This window comes from Mycobacteriales bacterium, from assembly GCA_035995165.1.
Lineage (GTDB): Bacteria > Actinomycetota > Actinomycetes > Mycobacteriales > CADCTP01 > CADCTP01.
Window position 1 is genome coordinate 1 of record DASYKU010000045.1, and the last position, 22,723, is coordinate 22,723.

General features: G+C 74.3%; 17 protein-coding genes. 5 read left to right on the plus strand and 12 right to left on the minus strand.

The window, feature by feature from the left end; translation table 11 throughout:
• Window positions 1-32 precede the first annotated feature (32 nt).
• The 3 genes from VGP36_07145 to VGP36_07155 all read right to left on the minus strand — a co-directional run bounded on the left by VGP36_07145 (window position 33) and on the right by VGP36_07155 (window position 1,677).
• Entirely contained in the window at window positions 33-356 is a 324-nt protein-coding gene (locus VGP36_07145) for a hypothetical protein (GenBank protein ID HEV7654498.1), read from the minus strand.
• Window positions 357-399: 43 nt separating this feature from the next.
• On the minus strand, window positions 400-1,263 hold the full coding sequence (locus tag VGP36_07150) for an LLM class F420-dependent oxidoreductase (protein ID HEV7654499.1): 864 nt from the start codon (window positions 1,261-1,263) through the stop codon (window positions 400-402).
• Between the two features lie 117 nt (window positions 1,264-1,380).
• Window positions 1,381-1,677 carry an antibiotic biosynthesis monooxygenase gene (locus VGP36_07155; GenBank protein ID HEV7654500.1) on the minus strand — a complete coding sequence of 99 codons (297 nt, stop codon included), beginning with the start codon at window positions 1,675-1,677 and terminating at the stop codon, window positions 1,381-1,383.
• A gap of 100 nt (window positions 1,678-1,777) precedes the next feature.
• Here VGP36_07155 and VGP36_07160 point away from each other — a divergent pair, with 100 nt between their 5' ends.
• Window positions 1,778-2,749: a helix-turn-helix domain-containing protein gene (locus VGP36_07160; GenBank protein HEV7654501.1), complete on the plus strand. Its 972-nt coding sequence runs from the start codon at window positions 1,778-1,780 to the stop codon at window positions 2,747-2,749.
• Here the strand turns inward: VGP36_07160 and VGP36_07165 are convergent.
• Both VGP36_07165 and VGP36_07170 read right to left on the minus strand, forming a co-directional pair.
• On the minus strand, window positions 2,746-3,675 hold the full coding sequence (locus tag VGP36_07165) for an aldo/keto reductase (GenBank protein ID HEV7654502.1): 930 nt from the start codon (window positions 3,673-3,675) through the stop codon (window positions 2,746-2,748). The two genes, VGP36_07160 and VGP36_07165, sit on opposite strands and share 4 nt — an antisense overlap.
• Before the next feature lie 3 nt (window positions 3,676-3,678).
• Window positions 3,679-4,191, minus strand: coding sequence for a DinB family protein (locus tag VGP36_07170; protein ID HEV7654503.1), 513 nt, complete (start codon window positions 4,189-4,191; stop codon window positions 3,679-3,681).
• 106 nt (window positions 4,192-4,297) lie between these two features.
• Here VGP36_07170 and VGP36_07175 point away from each other — a divergent pair, with 106 nt between their 5' ends.
• Entirely contained in the window at window positions 4,298-5,005 is a 708-nt protein-coding gene (locus VGP36_07175) for a hypothetical protein (GenBank protein HEV7654504.1), read from the plus strand.
• A gap of 83 nt (window positions 5,006-5,088) precedes the next feature.
• Here VGP36_07175 and VGP36_07180 read toward each other — a convergent pair whose 3' ends face one another.
• The 3 genes from VGP36_07180 to VGP36_07190 all read right to left on the minus strand — a co-directional run bounded on the left by VGP36_07180 (window position 5,089) and on the right by VGP36_07190 (window position 12,294).
• Window positions 5,089-6,210 carry a winged helix DNA-binding domain-containing protein gene (locus VGP36_07180; protein ID HEV7654505.1) on the minus strand — a complete coding sequence of 374 codons (1,122 nt, stop codon included), beginning with the start codon at window positions 6,208-6,210 and terminating at the stop codon, window positions 5,089-5,091.
• A gap of 31 nt (window positions 6,211-6,241) precedes the next feature.
• Window positions 6,242-7,054, minus strand: coding sequence for a hypothetical protein (locus VGP36_07185; protein ID HEV7654506.1), 813 nt, complete (start codon window positions 7,052-7,054; stop codon window positions 6,242-6,244).
• 80 nt (window positions 7,055-7,134) lie between these two features.
• A complete protein-coding gene (locus tag VGP36_07190; protein ID HEV7654507.1) occupies window positions 7,135-12,294 on the minus strand; it encodes a peroxidase family protein in 5,160 nt (1,719 codons plus the stop codon).
• A 247-nt stretch (window positions 12,295-12,541) separates the two neighbouring features.
• Here VGP36_07190 and VGP36_07195 point away from each other — a divergent pair, with 247 nt between their 5' ends.
• Window positions 12,542-13,336, plus strand: coding sequence for a BTAD domain-containing putative transcriptional regulator (locus VGP36_07195; GenBank protein ID HEV7654508.1), 795 nt, complete (start codon window positions 12,542-12,544; stop codon window positions 13,334-13,336).
• A 7-nt stretch (window positions 13,337-13,343) separates the two neighbouring features.
• Here VGP36_07195 and VGP36_07200 read toward each other — a convergent pair whose 3' ends face one another.
• Together VGP36_07200 and VGP36_07205 are read right to left on the minus strand one after the other, a co-directional pair.
• Window positions 13,344-14,639, minus strand: coding sequence for a histidine kinase (locus VGP36_07200; GenBank protein HEV7654509.1), 1,296 nt, complete (start codon window positions 14,637-14,639; stop codon window positions 13,344-13,346).
• 4 nt (window positions 14,640-14,643) lie between these two features.
• Window positions 14,644-15,309, minus strand: coding sequence for a response regulator transcription factor (locus VGP36_07205; protein HEV7654510.1), 666 nt, complete (start codon window positions 15,307-15,309; stop codon window positions 14,644-14,646).
• Between the two features lie 285 nt (window positions 15,310-15,594).
• Here VGP36_07205 and VGP36_07210 point away from each other — a divergent pair, with 285 nt between their 5' ends.
• Window positions 15,595-16,215: a dihydrofolate reductase family protein gene (locus VGP36_07210; protein ID HEV7654511.1), complete on the plus strand. Its 621-nt coding sequence runs from the start codon at window positions 15,595-15,597 to the stop codon at window positions 16,213-16,215.
• Here VGP36_07210 and VGP36_07215 read toward each other — a convergent pair.
• The gene (locus VGP36_07215; GenBank protein ID HEV7654512.1) at window positions 16,187-17,242 is read right to left on the minus strand and encodes a methyltransferase domain-containing protein; all 1,056 of its coding nucleotides are present in this window, start codon (window positions 17,240-17,242) and stop codon (window positions 16,187-16,189) included. The two genes, VGP36_07210 and VGP36_07215, sit on opposite strands and share 29 nt — an antisense overlap.
• 118 nt (window positions 17,243-17,360) lie before the next feature.
• Between VGP36_07215 and VGP36_07220 the strand changes: the two genes are divergently transcribed.
• The gene (locus VGP36_07220) at window positions 17,361-19,451 is read left to right on the plus strand and encodes an alpha/beta fold hydrolase (protein ID HEV7654513.1); all 2,091 of its coding nucleotides are present in this window, start codon (window positions 17,361-17,363) and stop codon (window positions 19,449-19,451) included.
• Here the strand turns inward: VGP36_07220 and VGP36_07225 are convergent.
• Complete coding sequence (locus VGP36_07225) at window positions 19,388-22,720, minus strand: AAA family ATPase (GenBank protein ID HEV7654514.1); 3,333 nt, start codon at window positions 22,718-22,720, stop codon at window positions 19,388-19,390. The genes VGP36_07220 and VGP36_07225 overlap by 64 nt on opposite strands.
• Window positions 22,721-22,723 lie beyond the last annotated feature (3 nt).

Below are 22,723 nucleotides of genomic sequence, written 5' to 3' on the forward strand. Positions count from 1 at the left end.
GCCTGTCCGGAGGTCGAGGTAGGGATCCCAGCTCACCTGGAATAGCGCGCCAGGGTGCGCTCGCGGGCGTCAGCCGTGGTCATCCGGCCCCCGGCGATGGCGTCGAGCATCGAGAGGCCGTCCGGGCCGGGTTCGAGACCCTCGGCCCGGACGGATGCCAGCGCCTCCATTACTGCCTCGCGCCGCTCGATCGCCTCGACGAGCTCCTCGTAGCGGGACACCGACAGGACGACGGCCTCCGGCTTGCGGTGTGCGCCGACGAACACCGGCCCGCTGTCGGGCTCCTGGACGCGCTTCAAGGTGGCCGCGAGGCCGGTCCGGAACTCGCGGAACGACAGCACCTCGGGCGTCCTCATGGGGGGAGCGTACCTGTTTGCGTACGCATTCTTCCCCAGGAGGTCACCAGGTGGCGATCTCCGGGATGACGCTGGTGCCGAGCATCTCGAGCGGCGACAGCTCCGCGACGCCCTGGACCATCATGTAGGCGACGGTGAATCCGAGCTCGTGCAGGGAGCGCAGCTCCTCGAGCAGCTTCCCCGGTTCGGCGGACGGGCCGACGTGGACGGTGGTCGTCTTCTCGATGTCGTCGTAGTCGCGCCCCTCCCGCTCGCAGTGCGCGCGCAGGACGTCGAGCTTGTGGGTGACGTCGGGCCCGCCGAAGAGGTTGCAGGCGTCGGCGTACTTCGCGACGAGGCGCAGCGTCTTCTTCTCCCCACCGCCGCCGACCATGATCCGCGGCCGGGGCGTGGTGAGGTTCTGCGGGGAGTTCAGCGTGCGGCCGAGCTGGTAGTGCGTGCCCTCGAAGGGCGCCTCGTCCGGGCCCCACATCTGCAGGCAGATCTGCAGCGCCTCCTCCAGGCGCTCGAAGCGCTCGGAGGTGGACGGGAAGGGCAGGCCGAGCCCGCGCGACTCCTCCTCGTTCCATGCGGCCCCGATGCCGAGCCCGGCGCGCCCGCCGGAGAGGACGTCGAGGGTGCTGACGGCCTTGGCGAGCAGGCCGGGCTCGCGGTAGACGACCCCGGTGACCAGCGTGTGCAGGAGCATCCGCTCGGTGTTCGCCGCGATGAAGCCGAGCGTCGTGTACGCCTCGAGCATCTCGTGCTCCGGCGGGCCGAGGTGGCCGATCTGCCAGACGTGGTCCATCACGCTGAGCTTGGCGAAGCCGGCGTCCTCGGCCGCGGCCGCGATCCGGGTCAGGTCTTTCGCCATGGTCTGCGGACCGCCCGGCCAGGTGAAGTCGGACACGTGCACACCCAGGTTCATACGTCGCCTCTCATGGCCAACAGAACGGAGGATCCTCCGTTTCCATCGTAGGCCTCGGGCGACGGTGGACGCGAGGACCCCGGGCCCCGGTGACCCGGGTCCGTCGCCGTCCGGTGGCTACTTGACCGCGACGATGTCGATCAGCTTGATGTCGGGGTCGGCGGCGAGCAGGTCCTCCGCGACCTGGCCGAGCGCGGCCGGGATCTGCCCGCCGAGGTGGGCCTGCCGGGCGTCCTCGGCCTCGAAGGTGTCGAAGATCCCGTACGTGGTGTCGCTGATCTTGAACGCGTACCAGGTCACGGTGCCGGTCTCGGCGACCGCGATCTCGCGGCCGGACCGGAGGAACTCGGCCAGGTCGTCGCCGCGGCCGGGCTTGGCTTCGAGGGTGGCCAGCAGGCCGAACTGCACGCTCATGCGGGGATCCTTCGTCGTTGGATGATCACTCCGCAGACGGTAGATCCGGCGATCGCCGTACGACGGTTGCGGATACGCCATCTTCGGTACCGTTCCCGACATGAACGTGACGGTTTTCGCCGTGGACGGCGTGTTCGACTCCGGGCTCAGCATCGTGCTGGACGTGCTGGCCACGGCGACCGAGCTGGCCCGGACGCTGCCCAACGCGGCGACCTTCACGATCACCCCGGTCGGGCTCGGCGCCGAGGTCCGGACCACGCACGGGATGCGGCTGGCGACCACGCCGCTGGCCGCCCTGACCGAGCGGCCCGAGCTGGTCGTCATCCCCGCGCTGGGCGAGAAGGACCCGGCCGGCCTGGTCGACGTCGTGCGCCGGCATCCGGCGCTGGCCTGGCTGACCGACCTGCATGGGCAGCGGGTGCCGCTGGCCGCGGCCTGCACGGCGACGTTCCTGCTCGGCGAGGCCGGCCTGCTCGACGGCGGGCCGGCCACCACCAGCTGGTGGCTGGGTTCCGCGTTCCGCAAGCGCTACCCGGCCGTCGAGCTGGACGAGACCCGGATCCTGGCCCGGGCCGGCACGCTCACCACCGCCGGGGCCGCGTTCGCGCACATCGACCTGGCCCTGTCGGTGGTGGCGGGCAGCAGCCCGGCGCTGGCCGAGCTGGTCGCCCGCTACCTGGTCGCGACGCCGCGCTCGCTGCAGTCGGCGTTCGTGGTGCCGGCGGTGCTGACCCGGCCCGACCCGGTGCTCACCGCGTACGAGACCTGGGTGCGGGAGCACCTCGACGAGCCCATCCAGATCAGCCGGGCGGCGCGGGCGGTCGGGGTCAGCGAACGCAGCCTGCAGCGGGCCACCGCGGCGGAGCTCGGCATGTCCCCGATCCAGCTGGTGCACCACATCCGGGCCGACCAGGCGCTGCACCTGCTGCGGACCACCGACCGCAGCCTGCACTCGATCACCACCGCGGTCGGCTACCGCAACGTCGGCACGCTGCGCTCGCTGCTGCGCCGGCACCACGGCACCACCCCGGCCGAGGTCCGCCGCGCCCTCCGTCCACACGCGACTGTCTAAAGTGCTCCGATCGCGGCCGCGGCCGCGTCGTCGAGGTCGACCATGTCGTCGACCGCCTGCCACTGGGCTTCGGTGCTGGGCGCGACGATGACGGCGGTCACGGCCGGGTGCCGGCGCAGCCAGGACAGGGCCAGGGCGGCGGTGGAGACCCCGTGTTCCCGGGCGATCGCCGCCAGCCGCCGCACCCGGCACCGGACGTCGGCGGCGTGCACGTAGTCCACTCCCCCGGCGGCGAGCCGGCTGCGCGGGGCCGGTTCAGCACCGTCGAGATAGCGGTCGGACAGCATCCCGCCGGCCAGCGGTGAGTACGGCGTGTAGCCCAGGCCCTCGGCCCGCAGCAACGGCAGCAGCTCGCGCTCGTCGCCCCGGTCGAGCAGGTTGAACGAGTTCTGCAGCCAGCCCGGGCGTTGGACGCCCATCCGGTCGGCGGCGGCCAGCAGCCGTTCCAGCTCGGGCGCGTCGACGTTGCAGCACCCGTAGGCGCGGATGGTGCCGTCGGTGACCAGCCCCGCCAGCGTCTCCAGGGTCTCCTCCGGCGGGGTGGCCGGGTCGGGCTGGTGGGTCAGGTAGAGGTCGACGCGGCCGAGCCGGTCCAGGCTGGTGCGCAGCTGACGACGGATGTGCGCGGCCGACAGGTCGACGCCGCGCCGGTCGGCCCCGACGACGTTGCCGACCTTGGTCGCGATCAGCTGGTCGTGGCCGGGCCGCCAGGCGCCGACGACGCGCTCGCTCTCGCCCCCGCCGTACGCGTCGGCGGTGTCGATCAGCCGGATCCCGCGGGCGGCGGCCTCGTCCAGCCGGCGCCGTCCCGCCTCGGCGTCCAGACCCCAGCCCCGGGTCGCCGGCGAGGACCCGAACCCGCCGATGCTCCCGGCGCCGAAGATCACGTCCCCGACCTCGATCCCGGTCGGCCCCAGCACGGCCACGGCTCAGTCGAACCCGATCGAGCCGTCGGTCTGCTCGCGCAGGATGTCGGCGTGCCCGGCGTGCCGCGAGGTCTCCTCGATCATGTGCACGTGGATCCAGCGCAGGGAGACCGAGCCGAGGTAGTCCTGCGGGACCACCTCGTCCAGCTCCCGGCCCTCGACCGCCGCCCGGGACTCCGCGCAGGCCCGCTCGTAGTCGGCCGTCACGCTCGCGACCGTGTCGGCCGGATCGAGCGTGAAGCCGTCGCCCGGCAGCGGCAGGCCGAGCTCGGCCGCCGGTCGCCGGCCGAGGATCTGCTGGAACCACTCCCGTTCCACCGACGCGAGGTGCTTGACCAGCCCGAGCAGCGTGGTCGGTGAGGACACCAGCGACTGCCGGGCGTCCTGCTCGCTCAGGCCGGCCAGCTTGCGGACCACGATGCCGCGGTAGAGCTCCAGGAAACCGGCCAGCACCTCGCGCTCGGTCCCGGTCGTCACGAACGCGTCCGGCGTCAGCGCCACCGTCTCCTCAGCCACCCCCGAACGCTATCCCGGCCCTGCCTCTGCGGGCAGCGTCGGGGGCAACGGTGCGCCGGCGGCGCGTTCCGGGCCGAGACTGGAGGTTCGTCGACGGGGGTGCGGGATGGCGCGGGAGACGGCCGAGATCAAGATGACCGTCGCGGCGGAGCAGGTGCCGCGGGCGATCGGCGCGCTCGGCCTCCCGGCCGAGCCGGAGCAGTGGGAGATCTACTTCTTCGAGGACCTGACGACGGGGCTGCCGACGCGGACCCCGCTGCTGGACGCCGGGATCGTGCTGCGGTTCCGGCGGCGCGGGGCGAAGGGGCCCGACTCCACCGCGAAGCTGCGGCCCTGCCGCCGCTCGCAGCTGACCGACCGCTGGCTGGCCGCGGGCAAGGAGGACGGCGTCAAGATCCAGGCCGATTGGGCCGGGGACCGGCACGTGCTCGCCGTGTCCGTCAGTGCCGACCGCGACGGGCTGGATCCCGCCGGTCCGGTCGAGACGCTCTTCACCGCCGGGCAACGGCAGTTCCTGGCCGACTGCGCCGTCGCGCGGGTGAACCTCGCGGCCGTCAGCGTGCTGCCGCCGGTCGACGCGACCCGGTGGCCCGACTACACCGCTCGGGGCATCGAGATCCAGGCCGAGCGCTGGATCGCGGGCCCGCTGGACTTCCTCGAGCTGTCGACGGTCGCCGCCCTGGACGAGGCCGTCGCGGCCCGGGCGACCCTCGAGTCGTACGCGCGGGCGGCCGGCCTGGACATCGACGCGGTCACCGAGACCAAGACCCGGCTCGTCCTGAACCAGCTGGTGACCGCGGCTGCGCCGGTCTAGCCGGCAAGTCGGGTCCGCCGGAGAGGCACGTCTACCAGGGAGGCACGTCTAGCCGGAGAGCACGTCTAGCCGCAGAGGCTTGTCTAGCCGGGGAGGCGGCGGACGTCCGCGGCGGGGAGCGTGGACCACCAGTGCCGGTAGCGCCGGTAGACCGCCGGCTCGCGGCCGGCCAGGAAGGCCGTCAGCGCACTGGCCTCGGCGGCGAGGCCGGCCCAGTCCTCTTCGGACAGTGCCCGGAACGCGGTCGCCTCGATGCCGCCCTCGGCCGGGCGCCACACCCCGGCGACGTACCCGTCCACGAGCAGCGTCGGCAGCACGTCGCCGTTGTTCCGGATCACCACCTTGCGGAACTCGGGCGGGATGACCCGGCTGCGGTCGGCGTACGCGAGCAGGATGCTGTCCCACATCGCCAGCAGCCGCGGCGGCGCCGGGGTGTCCGGCGCCGGCCGCGGCGCGCCCGGGACGTCGAAGAGGTCCGTGCCCGGCAGCTGCTCGACCTCCTCCCCCAGCGCCGCCAGCGTCTCCCGCGCGACCCGCCGGGTGAGCAACGTGAACTGCGCGATGTCCGCCGGGGAGGCCGGCCCGAACCCCTCCAGGTAGCGCCGGACCAGCCGCCGCAGGCTCTCCTCGCGCTCGGCCGGCACGTGGTGCCGGGCCGCGACGTAGGACGCCCGCGGGCCGAACGACCACGGCCCGCCGGTCGGCGCGTGCGACACCGGCGCGTACGTCTTCAGGGCCCACCAGACGCGCTTGTGCGGCTCGTCGAGGCCGGAGTGCCGGTGCAGCACCGCCTCGATCTCGGGGACGGTCCGCGGCTGCGCGGCGAACTCCAGCAGGTGCGGGACCAGCGCGTCCGCCTCGGCCGCCGACAGCCCGGTGTCGAGGAAGCGGCCGTCGCCGAGCCGGGACGCCCGCAGCGAGCGCACCATCGCGGCCTGGAACGCCGCGTAGTCCTCGGCCACGACCGCGTGCAGCGTGATCCGCATCAGCGTCGCCTTGACCACCGCGTGGTCCGCGAACGCCGTGTCCAGCTCGGCCGGGTCGAACCCGGCCACCCGGTTCCACAGCGCCAGGTACGGCGAGGCCGGCTCCTGCGCCTGCAGCGCCACGATCCGGCGCACCGCCCCGACCACGTCCAGCCGCTCCCGCCGCAGCAGCAGCTGCCGCGCCAGCGTCGCCCGGTTGAGCGCCCGCGCCTCGACCATGCGCGCGAACCTAGCGCGCACCTCCGACAGTTCAGCCGGACGGCGGGGCGGCCTCGGGGCGGCGGACGGAGACGGCGATCGTCCAGGAGTCGACCAGGAACGGGCGGGCGGCGCGGGTCGGGCCGGTGTTGCGGACCAGGGTGTAGCGCAGCGTCCGGCCGGTGGGCAGCTCGTACCGGTGGCCGGCGGTGTTCTGCAGCTGGATGTTCGCCTTGGCCGCGAAGGACAGGGTGAGCCGGTCCTTCGGCGCGACCGCGACCGCGGCCTCGGTGAAGCGGCGGCCGGTGACGACGTTCCCGGCCGGGACCGGGGTGAGCCCGCCGGCCCCGGTGATGCCGAAGAACGCGACGTCCTCCAGGGTCCGGATCGCGGCCCGGTCGGACCGGACCACCCGGGCGAACGTCGCGTCCAGGAACGCCCGCCGGGCCGCCGTCAGGTACGACCGGATGCCGTTCAGGTCCGAAGTGGACAGTCGGGTGTCGTCCTTGCGGATCAGGACCGGGCTCCAGCCGGCCTCGAACGCGAACGTCACCATCTCCTTGTACGCGGCCAGCAGCGCGGCCTGTCCGTACACCTCGACCGCCGGCCCGGTGAACGGCCGGTGACCCGCGAACGCGCTGTCCGGGATCACGCCACCCGGCCGCGGCCCGGCCGGGCCGGCGGGAGCCGAACCGGCGCCCGAACCGGCCGACGGACCCGTGGCCGACGGACCTGTGGCCGACGGACCTGTGGCCGACGTGGCCGCGGGCGTCGGCGCCGCGGCCGGGTCGGCCGGCGCCGCCTGGCATCCCACCAGCCCGGCCAGCGCGAGAACAGCCAGCAGACCGCCGATCGTGCGGGTCATCTTCCCCTCCGGGAGCTGGAGAGCACTGCACCCCGCCCCGGAGGGGACGGGGACGGGGTGCAGGCTCGGTCCGACCGCGACTAGCGCGGTGCCACGATGGCCGATCGCGCCGACGGCAGGCTGTCGCCGACGGAGTTGATCGCGACCACGTCGAACCGGTACGAACCGGCCGGCAGGGTGAACGCTCGCGTCCGGATCGCCGCCCCCACGATCGCCTGGGTGGGCGTGCCGGTCACGGTCGTGCCGTCAGCCGCCATCCGGTAGGCGGTGACGCGGTAGTTCGTGATCGCCGCGCCACCGGCGGATGCCGGGGCGTTCCAGTTGGCGACCGCGGTGAGCGCTCCACCCGCCGGGCCCTGGGCGGGCGCCAGGATGACCGGCGCTCCCGGGACCGCGGCCGGGGTGACCGCGTTGGACTGCGTGGACAACGCCCCGGCCCCGACGGCGGTGACCGCCTGGACCCGGAAGTTGACCGCGGTGCCGTTGGTGAGCCCGGTGATCGTCGTCGACGTGGCGGTGCCGGTGAGCACGACCGTGCGCTGCACGGTCGTCCCGGTCCGGACCTGGACCACGTAGCCGGTGATCGGCAGGCCACCGGTGCTCGCCGGCGCCGTCCAGGACACGTCGGCCTGGCCGTTGCCGCGCAGGGCGACGACGGCGGTCGGCGCGCCCGGCAGACCGGCCGGGGTGACCGCGTTGGACGGTGCCGACAGCGGGCCCGCGCCGAACGCGTTCAGCGCCCGGACCTGGACCGTGTACGTCACCCCGTTGGTCAGTCCGGTGACGGCCCGGGTGCCCGCCGTCCGCGCGATTCCGGTGACCGTACGGACGACCGCACCGTTGGAGCTGATGACCAGCTCGTAGCCGGTGACGACCGGTCCGCCGTTGGCCGGCGGAGCGGTCCAGTTGGCCGTGACCGAGCCGGCCGAGGCGGTCGCGACACCGATGACCGGAGCGGCCGGCGTCCGGACGCTGACGGTCTGGTCGGTGAACCGCAGGGCCTCGACGTTGCGCAGGGTGTCGATGCCGTCGGTGATCTTCTGGCCGACCACGTTCGCGCCGGTCTGGTTGACCACCAGGGCGCCGTTCACGGTGGTGATCGTGTAGTTGGCGCGCGGCCCGGAGAAGACCGCGGTGTCGGTGGACGCCGCGTCCGCGGCCGGCGGGCTCAGGATCTCCCGGACGATGACGAGGTTGCCCGCGTCGACCGTGCCGGCGAAGACAGCGGCCTGCAGCGTCGGGCCGGTCAGGGCGCCCGCCGGGGTCCGCAGGTACTGGTGCTCCATGAGGTCCGCGCTGCCGATCTCGGTGGCCGGGTCGGCCGCGTTGGTCCGCACGCTGATCCGCGCCGAGAGGAACCTGTCCCCGTCGATGATGTCGTCGCCGCCGCGGCCCTCGATCGTGTCGCTGCCGCCGCCGCCGATGAGGATGTTGCCCTCACCCCAGATCGGCCCGGACAGCGGGCACGAGCCGGTCGCGGACGCCGCCACCACCGGCGCCAGCGCGCCGGTCAGCGGTCCGACCACAGTGGACAGTCCGGCGATCCGGTCCAGGCCGGCCTGGTCGAGGACGTCGCAGCCGGTGAAGCCGCCGCCGCCGACGGTGCTGGGCACCTCGTCGTCGCCCCGGATCACGTCGTTGAACGCACTGCCGGAGTCGGCCTCGGTCTCCTGCCACCGGTCCCGGTTGACGATGATCGGCAGCGGCAGGCCGACGAGGTTGTTGTTGATCTTCATGTCGTCGTCGCCGCCGACCGTGTCGTACTGGTGGAAGGCCCAGTCGAAGCCACCGGAGCCGGCGTTGCGGTCGACGGCCGCGTTCTGCGCCATCAGGTCGTCGCCGCCCTCGGTGTCGTAGTCGTTCTCGCCGACCTGACCGACGAACACGTCGTTGCCGGGAGCGACCTGGCCCGGGTCGTCGAAGAACGGCGCGCTGTGGTCACCGATCAGCAGGTCCTGACCGGAGCCACCCTGGATCCAGTCGTCGCCGCCGTCGCCCTGGACGGCGTCCGCACCCTGACCGGCGATGATGAAGTCATCCCCCGGCCCGGCGAAGGTCTCGTTGTCGTTCGCGCCGCCGTTGATGAAGTCCTTTCCGTCGCCGCCCATGAAGATGTCGTCACCGATGCCGCCGTCGAGGGCGTCGTTGCCCGGACCGCCCTTCTCCACGTCCGCGCCGGAGAGGTCGGTCACGATGTCGTTGCCGTCGCCGCCGAGCGCGACGTCGTCGCCGCCGTTGCCCTCGATGATGTCGTTGCCGTCGCCACCCCAGAAGGTGTCGTTGTCGTTGCCGCCCCAGACGCGGTCCACCCCGTCAGTCCCGTTGTAGACGGCCTGGCCGTTGATGCCGGGCGGGTCGACGGTGTTGATCTGCTTGTACTGGATGGTGCCGTCCGGCTTGCGCAGCAGCAGCAGGTTCTCCTTGCACTCGGTGGACGGGTCGTCGGTCACGTTCGGACCGTTCGCGGCCCAGCCGGCGGGCGTGCCGGCCAGGTTGGCCAGCTGGAACTTGCAGTCGGCGGTGCCGAACACGTCGGCCTTCAACGAGTCGGTGCCGTCGGTGTTGCGCTCGATCAGCTCGGCGAACGAGTTGCCCTCCAGCTGTGTGCGCAGGTTCATGCCCGGCGTCCGGTTCAGGTAGTAGAGCCGGTCACCGTCCTGCAGGTTCTCCAGCTGGGTCTGGAACACGTAGTTGAACGTGCTGCCGAGCAGACCGCCGAAGAGGTTGGTGATCTCGGCCAGGCCGCCGACCCAGAGGTCGACGTCGTCGAGACCGGTCGTGGTCACGCCGCCCGCGGCGTTCTCCCAGGTGCCCGCGCCGAACATGAAGTCCGCCGCGTCGGCCGGGATGGTCGACGGGTCGGACGCCGGCGCCGTGGCCGGGTCGACGATCGCCTTGGCCGCCGCCCGCTTGCCCGCCAGCGTGGTCTGCGAGGTGATGCTCGGGTGAGTGCCGTACGCAGCCACGAAGTTGATGAGCGACTCGGGGTGCTTGATGTTCTGCCCGAAGTCGGCCCAGCTCGTGTACGGCGCCAGCTGACCGTCGTTGGTGTCGGCGTGGATCTCGCGCCGCACCGAGTTCAGCGAGGGGACGCCCGCCTCCCGGGCCCGGGTCATGTTCAGGGTCGGCAGGTCCAGCGGAAGGCCCAGCAGGTTGTTCCGCAGCGTCTCGGTGACGAACTCGTCGAGCTCGTTGCCGACCTGGTTGGAGGATCCCATCAGGATGCTGCCGGCCGCGGCCTCAGGCGTCAGGTGCCCGACCCCGCCGCCGTTGAAGTACTCGGGTGGGTTGAGGAACGCGGTCAGCAGCGGGACGGAGTTGTCCGTGCCGTTGACGTTGGTCCGGGCCACGGTGTCGTCGAGCATCGAGTGGCCGAAGCGGTAGACCGCGTGCGCGAACTCGGCCTTGATGGCCGGGTTGATGTCCGGGCTGTAGATGTGGAACGGCCGCACGCCCGGCTGCACCTTGCGCGCGAACTCCTCGAACACCAGGTGCTGGTACTCCATCTCGGTCACGAACCGGGCCGCCTGGAACAGCCGCTCGCCGTTCCAGCCGCCGGCGCCGGCGACGAGCTTCCACTGCGCCAGCGCGGCCACGCCGGCTGCGGAGGTGTCGTTGGTCAGCGTGTTCTTGATGTCGCCGACCAGCCGGTCGTGCTCGGAGTGGAAGATCTGGTGCACGGAGGACAGCGCGATGTTCTCGTTGACCCGACCGTCACCGGCGATGAAGTGCGCGTTGAGCATCTCGTCGTCGTACGTGCCCGGCGGCTGGTTGGCGAAGTCCGCGGAGGCCGTGGTGTCGGCGTCCGGGACCGGCGCGGTCGGCGGCGTCGCCGGGTTGTGGTCGGCGTCGGCCGGGCTCGGGTCGGCGTTGTGCGCGATGTCGGTCAGGAACGGCGTGTCGAAGTGCAATGCGTTCGCCGGCACCAGCACGGGGCTGGCGGTGTCGCCCTCGACCAGGCCGGTCGCGGTGACGTACTGCGGCAGCCCGCGCAGCGGACCCGGCAGGAACTTGCCGTACGGGTCGGTCGCGATCATCGGGATGTTGAGCACGTCGGCGTCGACCAGCTGCAGTCCGAGCAGGCTCGCCGCCTGCGCCTTGACCGAGGCCCAGGTGGCCATGCCGGTGGCCGCGGTGCCCTGGCCACCGAGCAGCTTTCCGGTGGAGACCGGGCGACCGTCGGTGTTGTTCACGTACTCGCGCAGGAAGACCTGGTGCGAGGGGTGGGAGGTGTAGGTCTGGCTCTGGTCGACCCAGGGGCTGTCGGTGTTGTTGGCGTTCTGGATGTCGTCGGCGCTCTCGTCGGCCGGCGTCGCGGGGTCGTCACCGATCACGCCGTCCGGACCGGGCTGGTTCTGCGCCCGGGTGAGCACCATGAACCGCAGCTGCGCCGGCAGGTCGTCGGCGTTGCCGAGGACGTGGTCCGGGCCGGCGATCAGCGGGTCGTCCGCCCGCAGCGGGACGAACACGGTCGCGCCGCTCTTCACGGTCTGGTCGACGCCGTGGTCGAAGAACTGCCCGAAGAACGTGAAGATCGAGTTGTACGGCGGCGAGAGGCCGACGTCGGTGGTCACGTTCGGGATGAACAGCGTCTGGTGCGAGGGCACGCAGTTGGCCGGCACGCCGTCGACCGGCGGATCCGCCAGCGGATCCGGGTCCGTCGTGCACGGGAACAGCCCCGGGTTGCCCTGGGTGCGGACCGGGAAGGCGGCTGCCGCCACCGCGGCCGGGTTCGTCGAGGTCTGGTCGACGATGAGGTTCGAGATCACCCGCGGCTGCGAGTCGAAGACGTTGCCCTTCTTCTGCGCGTAGCTCGACGGCCCGGGCGGGCCGAAGCCCGGCGGCGTCGACTCGGCCGACTTGAACACCGGCGTGGTCAACCGCGGGAAGGGCTGGTCGGCGGCGGCGAAGGTCTCGCGGCCGGGGAACAGGTTGTTGCAGGACCCGTCCACCGTCCGCAGCCCGTACGCGGTCAGCCGGTCGGGGATCTGGTCCACCGCCGGGCCGACGAGCGTGCCGCACGGGTTCGCGGGCGTCTCCGTCGCCGCGTGCCGCTCGGAGATCTTGATCTGTTTCAGGATGAACGCCAGGTCGGACGCGGTCACCGTGAACCCCTGGCCCACCGGGGCCGGCGCCGCCACCGCGGCCGGCGTCAAGGCCACCGTCGTCAAGCCGATCGTCGTGGCCAGTACCGCGAATGCCGCGGTGAGCCGTTTTCTCGTGAGCACCGTCGCCCCCATCGAATTGCCGCTACCGCTGGCCCGGCGTCCGCGAGGGCGGACACCGGCAACCCGCGCGCCGAGGGACGACGCGAGTCGCCGGGACTGTCCGGCTGGTGCGTCAACCGGCCGTGAAATGCCCGCTGAAAGCGGGCGTGGCGGCGGCCGACCCCCGGTATTGGGGGCCGAGGGCACGTCCGGTGCGTTGCTAACGTCCACTTTGGCGCCGGTCTGGTGGGGCCGGCCCGAATCCTGGGGGGGAATGGGGATGACCGCGATCGTCGAGGCTCTACCCACGACGACGGGACGACTGATCGAGATACGCCTGCTCGGCGCGCTGGAGGTGCACCGGCCCGACGGGAGCGCCGTCGATGGGCGCGAGTGGAAGACCGGCAAGACCCTGGACCTGCTGCGGATGCTGGCGTTGACCGTGGGGCGGCCGACGCCGGTGGACGACCTGCAGGCCTCGCTCTGGCCGGACTCCGAGCATTCCCGGGCGCAGTCGAGCCTGCGGACGGCGACCTTCCGGATCCGGCAGGTGCTCGGCCGCGACGCCCTGGAGCGCGAGTTCGGCGGGCTGCGGCTGCACGGCGCCCGTGTCGACGTCGCCGGCTTCCGCACGCTGGCCAACCGGACCCGGCACTTCCTGCAGGCCGGCGACACGACGGCCGCGGCGATGGCCGCGCAGGAGGCGGACGCCCTCTACCGCGGCGAACTGCGGGCCCACGACGACGGGGCGGACTGGGTCGTCTCCGAGCGGCGCTCGCTGGACGCGATCCGGCAGGGCCTGCTCTGCGACGGGGCCGAAGCGGTGGCCGCGCTGGGGCTGCCGGCCGAAGCCGTGGACTTCGCCCGCCGGGTGCTGGCGGGCAACCCGTACAGCGAGCGGGCCAGCCGGCTGCTGATGGCCGGCTACGCCGGGCTGGGCGAGACCTCGGCCGCGCTGCGCGAGTACGACCGGTGCCGCCGGCTGCTGGCCGACGAGCTCGGCGTCGACCCGGCGCCGCAGACCCAGGCCGTGCACCTGCGGATCCTGCGCGGCTGGCAGCTGTGCTCGCCGTGAGCCGGTACTACAGCGGCGCCGTGGGGAGGTCGAGCACGACCTCGAGACCGCCCGCGGGACCGGGGCCGACGTGCAGGCCGCCGCCGAGGTCGGTGGCCGCGTCCCGCAGCAGCCGCAGCCCCAGGTGACCGTCCCGCTCGGCCACCGCGCCGGCGGGCAGGCCGTGCCCGTCGTCCCAGACCCGCAGCCGTACGGCGGAGGCGTCGCCGGTCAGCTCCACCCAGGCGTGCCGGGCGCCGGCGTGCTTGCCGACGTTGACCAGCGCCTCCCGGGCGCCGCGGTAGACGGTCGCGGCGACCTCCCGGGACGGGTCCGCGGCCAGCTCGGTCCGGACCGACACCTCGACCTGGTCCAGGTCGGCGGCCAGGTCGTCGATGGCGACCCCGAGGCCGGAGCGGGTCAGCTCCGGCGGGTAGATGTCCACCAGGAGCGCCCGCAGGCCGCCGATCGCGCCACCGACCACAGTGGACACGTCGTGCAGGATGCTGCGGGCCCGGGGTGGCAGGTCCGTCCCGAGTGGACCGTTGAGCGCGCCGAGCGCGTAGCTGGCCCCGGTGAGGTCCTGGACCACGCTGTCGTGCAGGTCCCGGGCGATCGTGCGCCGTTCCCGGTCCGAGGCGGTGAGCGCGCTGCGCAGCAGCCGGCTGCGCTCCTCCTGGGACCGGCCGACCCGGCGTACCAGCCAGACCGAGACCGGCAGCTGGGCCACGACGAGCACCAGCAACGCGATCAGCGCGGCCGGGACGAGCCGTTCCACCAGCTCGGCCTTGGCCGTGTCGACCCGGTCGGTGGTCGAGTAGACCTCCAGCACGAGCCGGCGGCCGTCGTCCAGAAGCAGCGGCACGTACGCCTCGACCAGCCGGCCGAGACCGGCCTCGGTGTCGTTCTCGGGGTCGGCCAGGTCGGAGAGGTGCGCGAGGCCGCGGTGGCCGTCGAAGACCCGCTGCACGTCGGGATGGAAGGCATACTTCCGGCCGGCGGTGCCGGGGTCGTCGGAGTAGCGGACGAGCCCGTCGTCGTCCCAGACCTTGACCCGGATGATCGCGCCCTCCCGGCCGCGGATGCGGACCGCGGCGTCGAGGCGGGACCGGGCCTTGGTGTCGCCGGCGAAGACCGCGATCATCGCCGGCGCGAACAGCACGTTGGCGACGGAGCTGGCGCTGCGGACCGACTCCGCCAGCGCCTGGTCCTCGGCGATGTTCCGGGCCACCAGCGTGGCCGCGGTCCCCACGAACGCGAACGCCAGCAGCGCTGTCATCGCGAGGGCGACGATGGCCCGCCGGACGGTGCTCGGCCCGCGCATCGGCCTATCGCCCGCTCGCCACCTCGATGAGCCCGAGCCGGTGCGCCTCCACGACGGCCTCGAGCTGGGACCGCACGCCGAGCCGGGCGTGGATCGTCTTCACGTAGCTGCGGCAGGTGTTGACGCTGATGTTGAGCAGATGCGCGATCGCGTCCGGGGCCATGCCCTGGCCCATCAGGCCGAGCACCTCCAGCTCCCGGGCGGTCAGCTTCTCCGGCGCGTCCGCGGCGTCCGGAGCCGTCCGCGGCAGCAGCCCGAACAGCGACGGCGCGACCAGCGTCGAGCCCGGCCGGGCCCGCCGCAGCGTCGAGAGCATCTGCGGCAGCGAACCGGTCTTCGGTACGAACGCGTTGGCCCCGGCCCGGGCCGCGCGGACCACCCACTCCGGGCCGTCGTGCGCGGAGACGACCACGAGGATGGAGTCCGGCAGCGTGGCCCGGATCGTGCGGGCCGCGTTCAGCCCGCTGTCCGGGCCGAGCTGGATGTCCATCACGATCATGTCGGGGCGGAGCCGGCCGGCGAGCTCGACCGCGGCCAGGCTGCCGCCGGCCGTGCCCACGCACTCGAAGTCGGCCTCCGCGCCGAGCGCCAGCGCGAGCATCTCGGCGAAGGTGCGGTGATCATCCACGATGAGCACCCGGATCGCGCGGACGACCCGGCGGTCCTTCACTCTCGGCATCCGAGGCCCCCGAAGCTGTGGTGTGTCACGCCCGAAGTCACTGTCGCACCCGTAGACCGCGCGCGGGGGCGATTGACCCACCCTGCATCGGTCGGCCCCAATCGGGCGTCCGGACGGACCTCTGTCCGGACCGCCATCCGGCCGGGACCGCCGGACGTCGCCCCGGCCGGGGTGGACTTCCCGATCTCGGCCGGATGCCGATGTCGAGAACCGGCGACCGGCTCCGACCAGGGGCCGGAACCGGCGATCGGCGCCGGCGGGACGAGGGAGCAACCGATGACCACGGTCACCTGCGACATGGCGATGTCCGTCGACGGGTACGTCGCCGGCCTCCACCAGCGGCTGGACGAGCCGTTCGGGGACGGGCCGCGCGGCCGGCTGCACCGGTGGATGTTCGAGCAGCCCGACCGCAACGCGGCCGAGATCGCCGCGATCACCGCGGCCGGGGCGTACGTGATGGGGCGCAACATGTTCGGCCCCGGCCGGGGCGGGTGGGACCTGGACTGGACCGGCTGGTGGGGCGAGGAGCCGCCGTACCACGGGCCGGTCTTCGTGCTGACCCACCACCCGCGCGAGCCGCTGGTCATGAAGGGCGGGACGACGATCACCTTCGTCACCGACGGGATCGACGCCGCGCTGGCGCAGGCCCGGGCCGCCGCCGGCGACCGCGCGGTGGCGATCGCCGGCGGCGCCGCGACGGTCAACCAGTACCTGGCCGCCGGGCTGATCGACGAGCTGCGGCTGCACGTCGTCCCGGCCATCCTCGGCGCCGGCGAACGGCTGTTCACCGGCGTCGGGGACACCGACCTGGAGCCGGTCTCGGTCACCGGCAACGACCTCGTCACCCACCTCACCTACCGGATCGTCCCTAGCGGCGGGCCTCGTACACGAGGTTGAACGGGGTCTCGGCGGCGCGGCGGAAGCGGGTGAAGCCGGCGTCGGTGACGACCTGGCGGATCGCCGCCTCGCCGGCCTGTGCGCCGAGCGCGAACCCGCCCGGCTGGGACCGCGCGTTCGGCACGCACAGGAACGTGGAGAACGAGTAGTAGACCCGGCCGACCGGGTTGAGGTTGCCGGCCACGGTGTCGGCCGCGGCCGGCTCGACGATCAGCCAGGTCCCGTCCGGGGCCAGCGCCTGGCCGATGTGCCGGGCGGCGCCGACCGGGTCGCCCATGTCGTGCAGGCAGTCGAAGGTGGTCACCAGGTCGTAGCCGGTGCCCGGGAAGTCCTGGGCCCCGGCGACGGCGAAGGTGGCCCGCTCGGCCACCCCGGCCTCGGACGCGCGTTTGCGGGCCCGCTCGATCGACCCGCCGTGGTAGTCGGACCCGGCGAACCGGCTGGCCGGGTACGCCTGGGCCAGCAGCACCGTGGAGGCCCCGTGCCCACAGCCCACGTCGGCCACCGACGCCCCGGCGCCCAGCTTGGCCTCGACCCCGTCCAGGGCCGGGATCCAGGCCGAGGTGAGGCTGGCCGCGTACCCGGGCCGGAAGAACCGCTCGCAGCCGTCGAAGACGTCCTCGTCCTGCTCGTTCCAGCCCATCCCGGCGCCGGACCGGAAGGCGTCCTCGATCCGCGGCGCGGCCCGCAGGGCACCCAGCGCCAGCTGGAACGCGCCGGGCAGGAACACCGGCCCGTCCGGGTCGGTGAGCGCGAACGCCTGCTCCTCGGTCAGCGCGTACCGGTCCCCCTCGGGGTCGTACGTGACGTACCCGCCGGCGGCCTGCCCGCGCAGCCACTCGGTCACGTACCGGGTGTCGGTGCCGGTGCGGCCGGCCAGCTCGCCGGCCGTGGCCGGACCCTCGGCCAGGGCCCGGTAGAGCCCGAGCCGGTCGCCGAGCACCACCGCGCCGGCGGCCACCGTCGCGCCCAGGTCCCCCACGAACCGGCCCAGGAACTCGGTGAGCCTGCCCTCGTCCACAGTCATCCTGTCGTCCTCTCGTCGTCCTCGGTCGATCAGGAGGATCCGCACGGGCCTTGCAGGCGGATTGCAACCGGGCTGCAATGACCGCGGGGATGCTGGTCGCGGACCGAGGGGGGTGGCCGTGCGGGCACTGGAGCCGGCCGTCGAGGGGTTCGTCGAGCGCGACGGCGTCAAGGTCGGGTACGAGGTGTTCGGCCGGGGCCAGCAGGCCGTCGTCTTCCCGCCGGTCGACCCGATCGTGCACTCCCGGGTCTGGAAGGCCCAGGTGCCGTACCTGGCCCGGCACGCGCGGGTGGTGACGATCGACCCGCGCGGCAACGGCCGGTCCGACCGTCCGTCCACTGTGGACGCGTACGGCGACGCCCAGTCGGTCGCGGACACGATCGCGGTCATGGACGAGACCGGGATCGGCTCGGCGGTGCTGGTCGGGCTGTGCTGGAGCGGCTGGCTGAGCCTGCTGACCGCGGCCCGGCACCCGGACCGGGCCGACGCCGTCGTGGCCTTCGCCCCGCAGCTGTCGACGCTGACCCCGACGCTCCCGGAGCGGGCGCGCTTCGCCTGGGCCGAGCCGCTGGACACCGAGGAGGGCTGGGCCAAGGACAACCGGCACTTCTGGCTGCGGGACTACCGCGGCTTCGTGGAGTTCTTCTTCGACCAGCTGCTGTCCGAACCGCACTCGTCCAAGCAGTACGAGGACGCCGTGGGCTGGGCCCTGGGGACCACGCCGGAGACGCTGATCCTGCAGGCGACCTCCGCGCGGGTGGCCCCGACCCGGGAGGAGACCGAGGCCCTGCTGGCCCGGGTCCGCTGCCCCGTGCTCACCGTCCACGGCGAGGCGGACCGGTGCCAGCCGATCGAGCGCAGTTCCCTGGCCGCCGAGCTGACCGGCGGCCGGCTCGTGACGCTGGCCGGCGCCGGCCACCTGGCCCCGGCCCGGGAGCCGGTGGTCGTGAACCGGCTGATCCGGGAGATGCTCCCGGGCGCGGCGGCCCGGCGCTGGACCCGGCCGCTGGACCGGCCCCGGCGGGCGCTGTTCCTCAGCTCGCCGATCGGGCTCGGGCACGCCGCCCGCGACGTCGCGATCGCCCGCGAGCTGCGCCGGGCCCGGCCCGGGCTGCAGATCGACTGGCTGGCCCAGCACCCGGTCACCGAGGTGCTGCGGCGGCACGGCGAGCGGGTACACCCGGCCTCGGCCGTCCTGGCCGCCGAGTCCGCCCACATCGAGGCCGAGGCCGGCGAGCACGACCTGCACGCGTTCGGGGCGATCCGGCGGATGGACGAGATCCTGGTCGCGAACTTCATGGTCTTCGCCGACCTGGTCGAGTCCGAGCCGTACGACCTCTGGATCGGCGACGAGGCCTGGGACCTGGACCACTTCCTGCACGAGAACCCGGAGCTGAAGACCGCGCCGTACGCCTGGCTGACCGACTTCGTCGGCTGGCTGCCGGTCGGGTCCTCGGACGAGGACACCCTCACCGCCGACTACAACGCCGAGATGGTCGAGCAGGTCGCCCGGTTCCCGCGGCTGCGGGACCGGTCGGTGTTCGTCGGCGACCCGGGCGACCTGGTCCCGCGGCCGCTCGGGCCGGGGCTGCCGGGCATCCCGGAATGGACCCGCGCGCACTTCGACTTCGCCGGCCACGTCACCGGGTTCGACCCGGCCGAGGTCGCCGACCGGGACGCGCTGCGGGCCGAGCTCGGGTACGGGCCGGACGAGCAGGTGTGCGTGGTCGCGGTCGGCGGGTCCGGGGTCGGCGGCGCGCTGCTGCGCCGGGTCGCGGCAGCCCAGCCGGCCGCGCGGGCGCTGGTGCCGGGGCTGCGTACGGTCCTGGTCACCGGGCCACGGATCGACCCGGCGTCGGTGCCGGCCGCGCCCGGGCTGGAGGTCCGCGGCTACGTGCCCGACCTCTACCGGCACCTGGCCGCGAGCGACCTGGCGATCGTCCAAGGTGGACTGTCCACCACGATGGAGCTGACCGCCTGCCGCCGGCCGTTTCTCTACGTGCCGCTGCGCAACCACTTCGAGCAGACCGTCCACGTGCGACACCGGCTGGAGCGCCACCGGGCCGGCCGGCGGCTGGACTACGAGCAGACCACGCCGGACGAGCTGGCCGCGGCGATCGCGGCCGAGATCGGCCGCGAGGTCGACTACCTGCCGGTCGATCCCGGCGCCGCCGCGCGGGCGGCGGGGATGCTGGCCGAGCTCTGCTGACCGCGCAGGGCCACGCCGTAGCGGGCGGCGAGGACCGCGGCCAGCGCGGCGCACTGCCGGGCGGTGGGCTCGTCGCCGCGGGCGGTCGCCACCTCGGCCGCGACCTCGGCCGCCAGCGCGACGAGGACGGGCCAGCCGGACGCGGCCGGCAGCAGCCGGTCCAGGACGGCCTGGGCCCGGTCCGGCTCGCCCGCGGCCAGCCAGGCCCGGGCCACCGCCAGGTAGGCGTCCGCGCCGAGCAGCCAGGCCGCGCCGGCCGGTGCGGTCACCCCCGCCAGCAGCCGGTCGGCCCGGGCCAGCAGGACCCGGTCGCCGGTCGCCTCGGCCAGCGGGGCCAGCCCCCGCAGCAGGTACGCGTCCGCGCCGGCGTCCACGGTGATCCGCAGCGTGGTCTCCAGCTCCCGTACCGCGGCCGCCCGGTCGCCGCCGGCCAGCAGCGTCGTGCCCAGGAACGCGTGCGCGGCCGCGGGCCACCAGGGATGGCTGCCGCCCTCGCGCGCGGCCAGCTCGACCGCCTCCCGGCCGGCCGCGACCGCCTCGGCCGGCCGCCCGCGCAGCCGCTGCACCCAGCCGGCGTGCACCACGAACCAGGCCTCGTACGCGCCGAAGCGGCTGCGCCGGTTGAGCGCCCGCCCGGCCGCGATCCGGTCCAGGGCGGCGTCCCAGTCGCCGACCGCGACGGCCGGGAACGCGGACTCCAGCACCGTCCACTGCAGCCGCCACAGGTCGCCCTGCGCCCGCAGCAGCGGCTCCAGCTCGGCCAGGACGGGCGCCAGCCGGGCGAGGTCGCCGAGGTACGCGTACGCGGTCTTCAGGCCGTCCAGCGCGGCGGCCAGGGCGGCCGGGTCGGCGGTGGCGCGTGCGGTCGCGAGGGCGGCCGTGCCGTGCCGGACGCCGAGGTCGAAGCGCAGCCGGTTGACCGAGACGACCGCCAGCCGGGCCAGCAGGTCGGCCTCGCTGACCCGGTCCCCCAGCCCGTGCGCGATCCGGACGCCGGCCTCCAGGTAGGACACGCACTGCTCGATCCCGCGGCCCCGCCCGACCAGCACGTCGCCGCCGAGCTGGCGCAGCGCGGCCATCTCCAGCCGCTGGTCGCCGGCCTCCCGGGCCAGCGCGACCGCCTGCTCGTGGTCGGCCCAGGCGTCCTCGAACGCGCCGCGCACCTCCCGGGCCCGGCCCCGGGTCAGGTACAGCCGGCCGGCCAGCTCGGCCCGGCCGGGTTCGTCCACAGTGGACACCACGTGCAGCGCGCGCTCCAGGAAGGCCTCCGCGTCCGGCGCGGCCCAGTGCCGCAGCGAGTCCTCGGCCGCCCGCAGCCAGGCCCGGGCCGCGCGCATCGACTCGCCGGCGCGGGCGGCGTGGTTGGCGGCCGCCTCGGGCCGGTCGGCGAGCAGGTCCGCGGCCCGGCGGTGGTGGTGCACCCGGGTCGGGGCGGGGGTGGTTCCCAGCAGCACCTCCTGCACGACGTCGTTGGCGAACTCGTACGCGTCGCCGGTGACCGCGAGCAGCCCCGCGCGCAGGGCCCGTTCGCACCGCCGGACCGACTCGGGGGCGGGGATGCCCAGCAGGCCCGCGACCGTGGCCGGGTCGAACGGCGGCACCAGCACCGAGGCCGCCCGCAACGCCTCCTCGGTCTCCGGGCCGAGTCGGCGGACCCGGCCGACGACCGCGTCCCGCAGCGAGCGGGGGACGCCCGGCTCCCCGGCCCGCAGCCCGCGCAGCGTCTCCACCACGAACAGCGTGTGGCCGCGGGTCAGCCGGTAGAGCTCACCGGCCAGCTCCGCCCGGCCCGCATCCGCCGCCAGCTCGGCCACCGCGGCCGGCGTCAGCGGCGCCACCTCCAGCCGGGCCAGGACGTCGGCCAGCTGGTCGGCGACCTCGTCGGACTCCCCCGTCCGCCCGACCACGAGGACCAGCAGCGGCACGCCGCGCGCGTGCCGGGCCAGGTGGTGCAGGAACTCGACGGTCTCGATGCTGGACTCCTGGATGTCGTCCAGGACGAGCAGCACCGGTCCGCGCCCGGCCAGCCGGCGCAGGAACCCGGCCAGCACGGCGAAGGACCGCCGCAACCGGAGATCCGGGGCGTGCTCGAACGGGCCGAGCACCTCGCTCAGCTCCGGCACCACCACCGCCAGGGCGGCCGGGTCGGACCCGGCCAGCTCGGCCAGCACGTCCGGCGGCAGGCCGGTGACGACCGGCCGGACCGCGTCGGCCAGCGGCTGCAGGAACAACGACCGCTCGGTGCCGTAACAGCGCGCCTGCAGCACCCGTCCGCCGGTCGCCGCGGCCAGCGTGACGAGCTCGGCCGCGAGCCGGGTCTTGCCGATGCCGGCCGCCCCGGTCATGAGCACGAACCCCGGTTCGCCCGCGGTCGCCGCCGACCAGAGCCCGGCCAGCACCCGGCGCTCGGACTCGCGGCCCACCAGCGGACCGGTCTCCGACGCCCGGCGCCGGCGGGACGCGCGGGCTTCCGGTGCGCTCGGCGGTGGCTCGCCGCGCAGCAGCGCCGCGTGCAGGGCCTGGGTCTCCGGGGCCGGGTCGGCGCCGAGCTCGGCGGCCAGCGCGGCCCGCAGCCGGGCGTACTCGGCCAGGGCGCGGGCGGGCTCGCCCGCCTGCCAGTACGCCCGCATCAGCAGCCGCGACCCGGCCTCGTCCAGCGGATCCGCCGCCACCGCCGCCCCCGCGACCATGACCGCGCCGTCGGCGGCGGCGCGCGGGAGCGTGGTCAAGGGATCGGAGAGGGCGAGGGCGGCGGCCGCGGCCGTGTGCCGCGCGAGCCGGAGCAGCCGAGCCGCGTCGGCCCGGGCCGGCGCCGCCCACTCGGCGCCGGGCTGGTCGGTGAGCACCGCTCCGGTGCCCAGCAGCTCCAGCGCCCGCCGGGCCGTGGCCAGCGCCGGCGCGGGCTCCCCCGCGCCGAGCCGGTCCTGCCCGGTCCGGACGAGGACGGCCGCCTCGGCCAGGTCGACCGCGACCCGGTCGCCGAGCCGGTACCCGCCCGCGACGCTGAGCACGACGGCCGGGTCGAGGGCGGCCCGGAGCCGGCTCACCATCGTGGCCAGGTTCTCTGCCGGGCGGCGCGGCGCCCCGTCCGGCCAGACCGCCTCCACCAGCCGGTCGACCGGCACGGCCGCGGGCGCGTCGAGCGCCAGCAGCGCCAGGACGCTGCGGGCCTTGCGGCTGCCGATCCCGGTCTCGTCCAAGGGCCGGCCGTCCCGCGTCACCGACAGCGGCCCGGCCAGCCGCACCGTCCAGTCGCCGTCCCGCCCCATGCG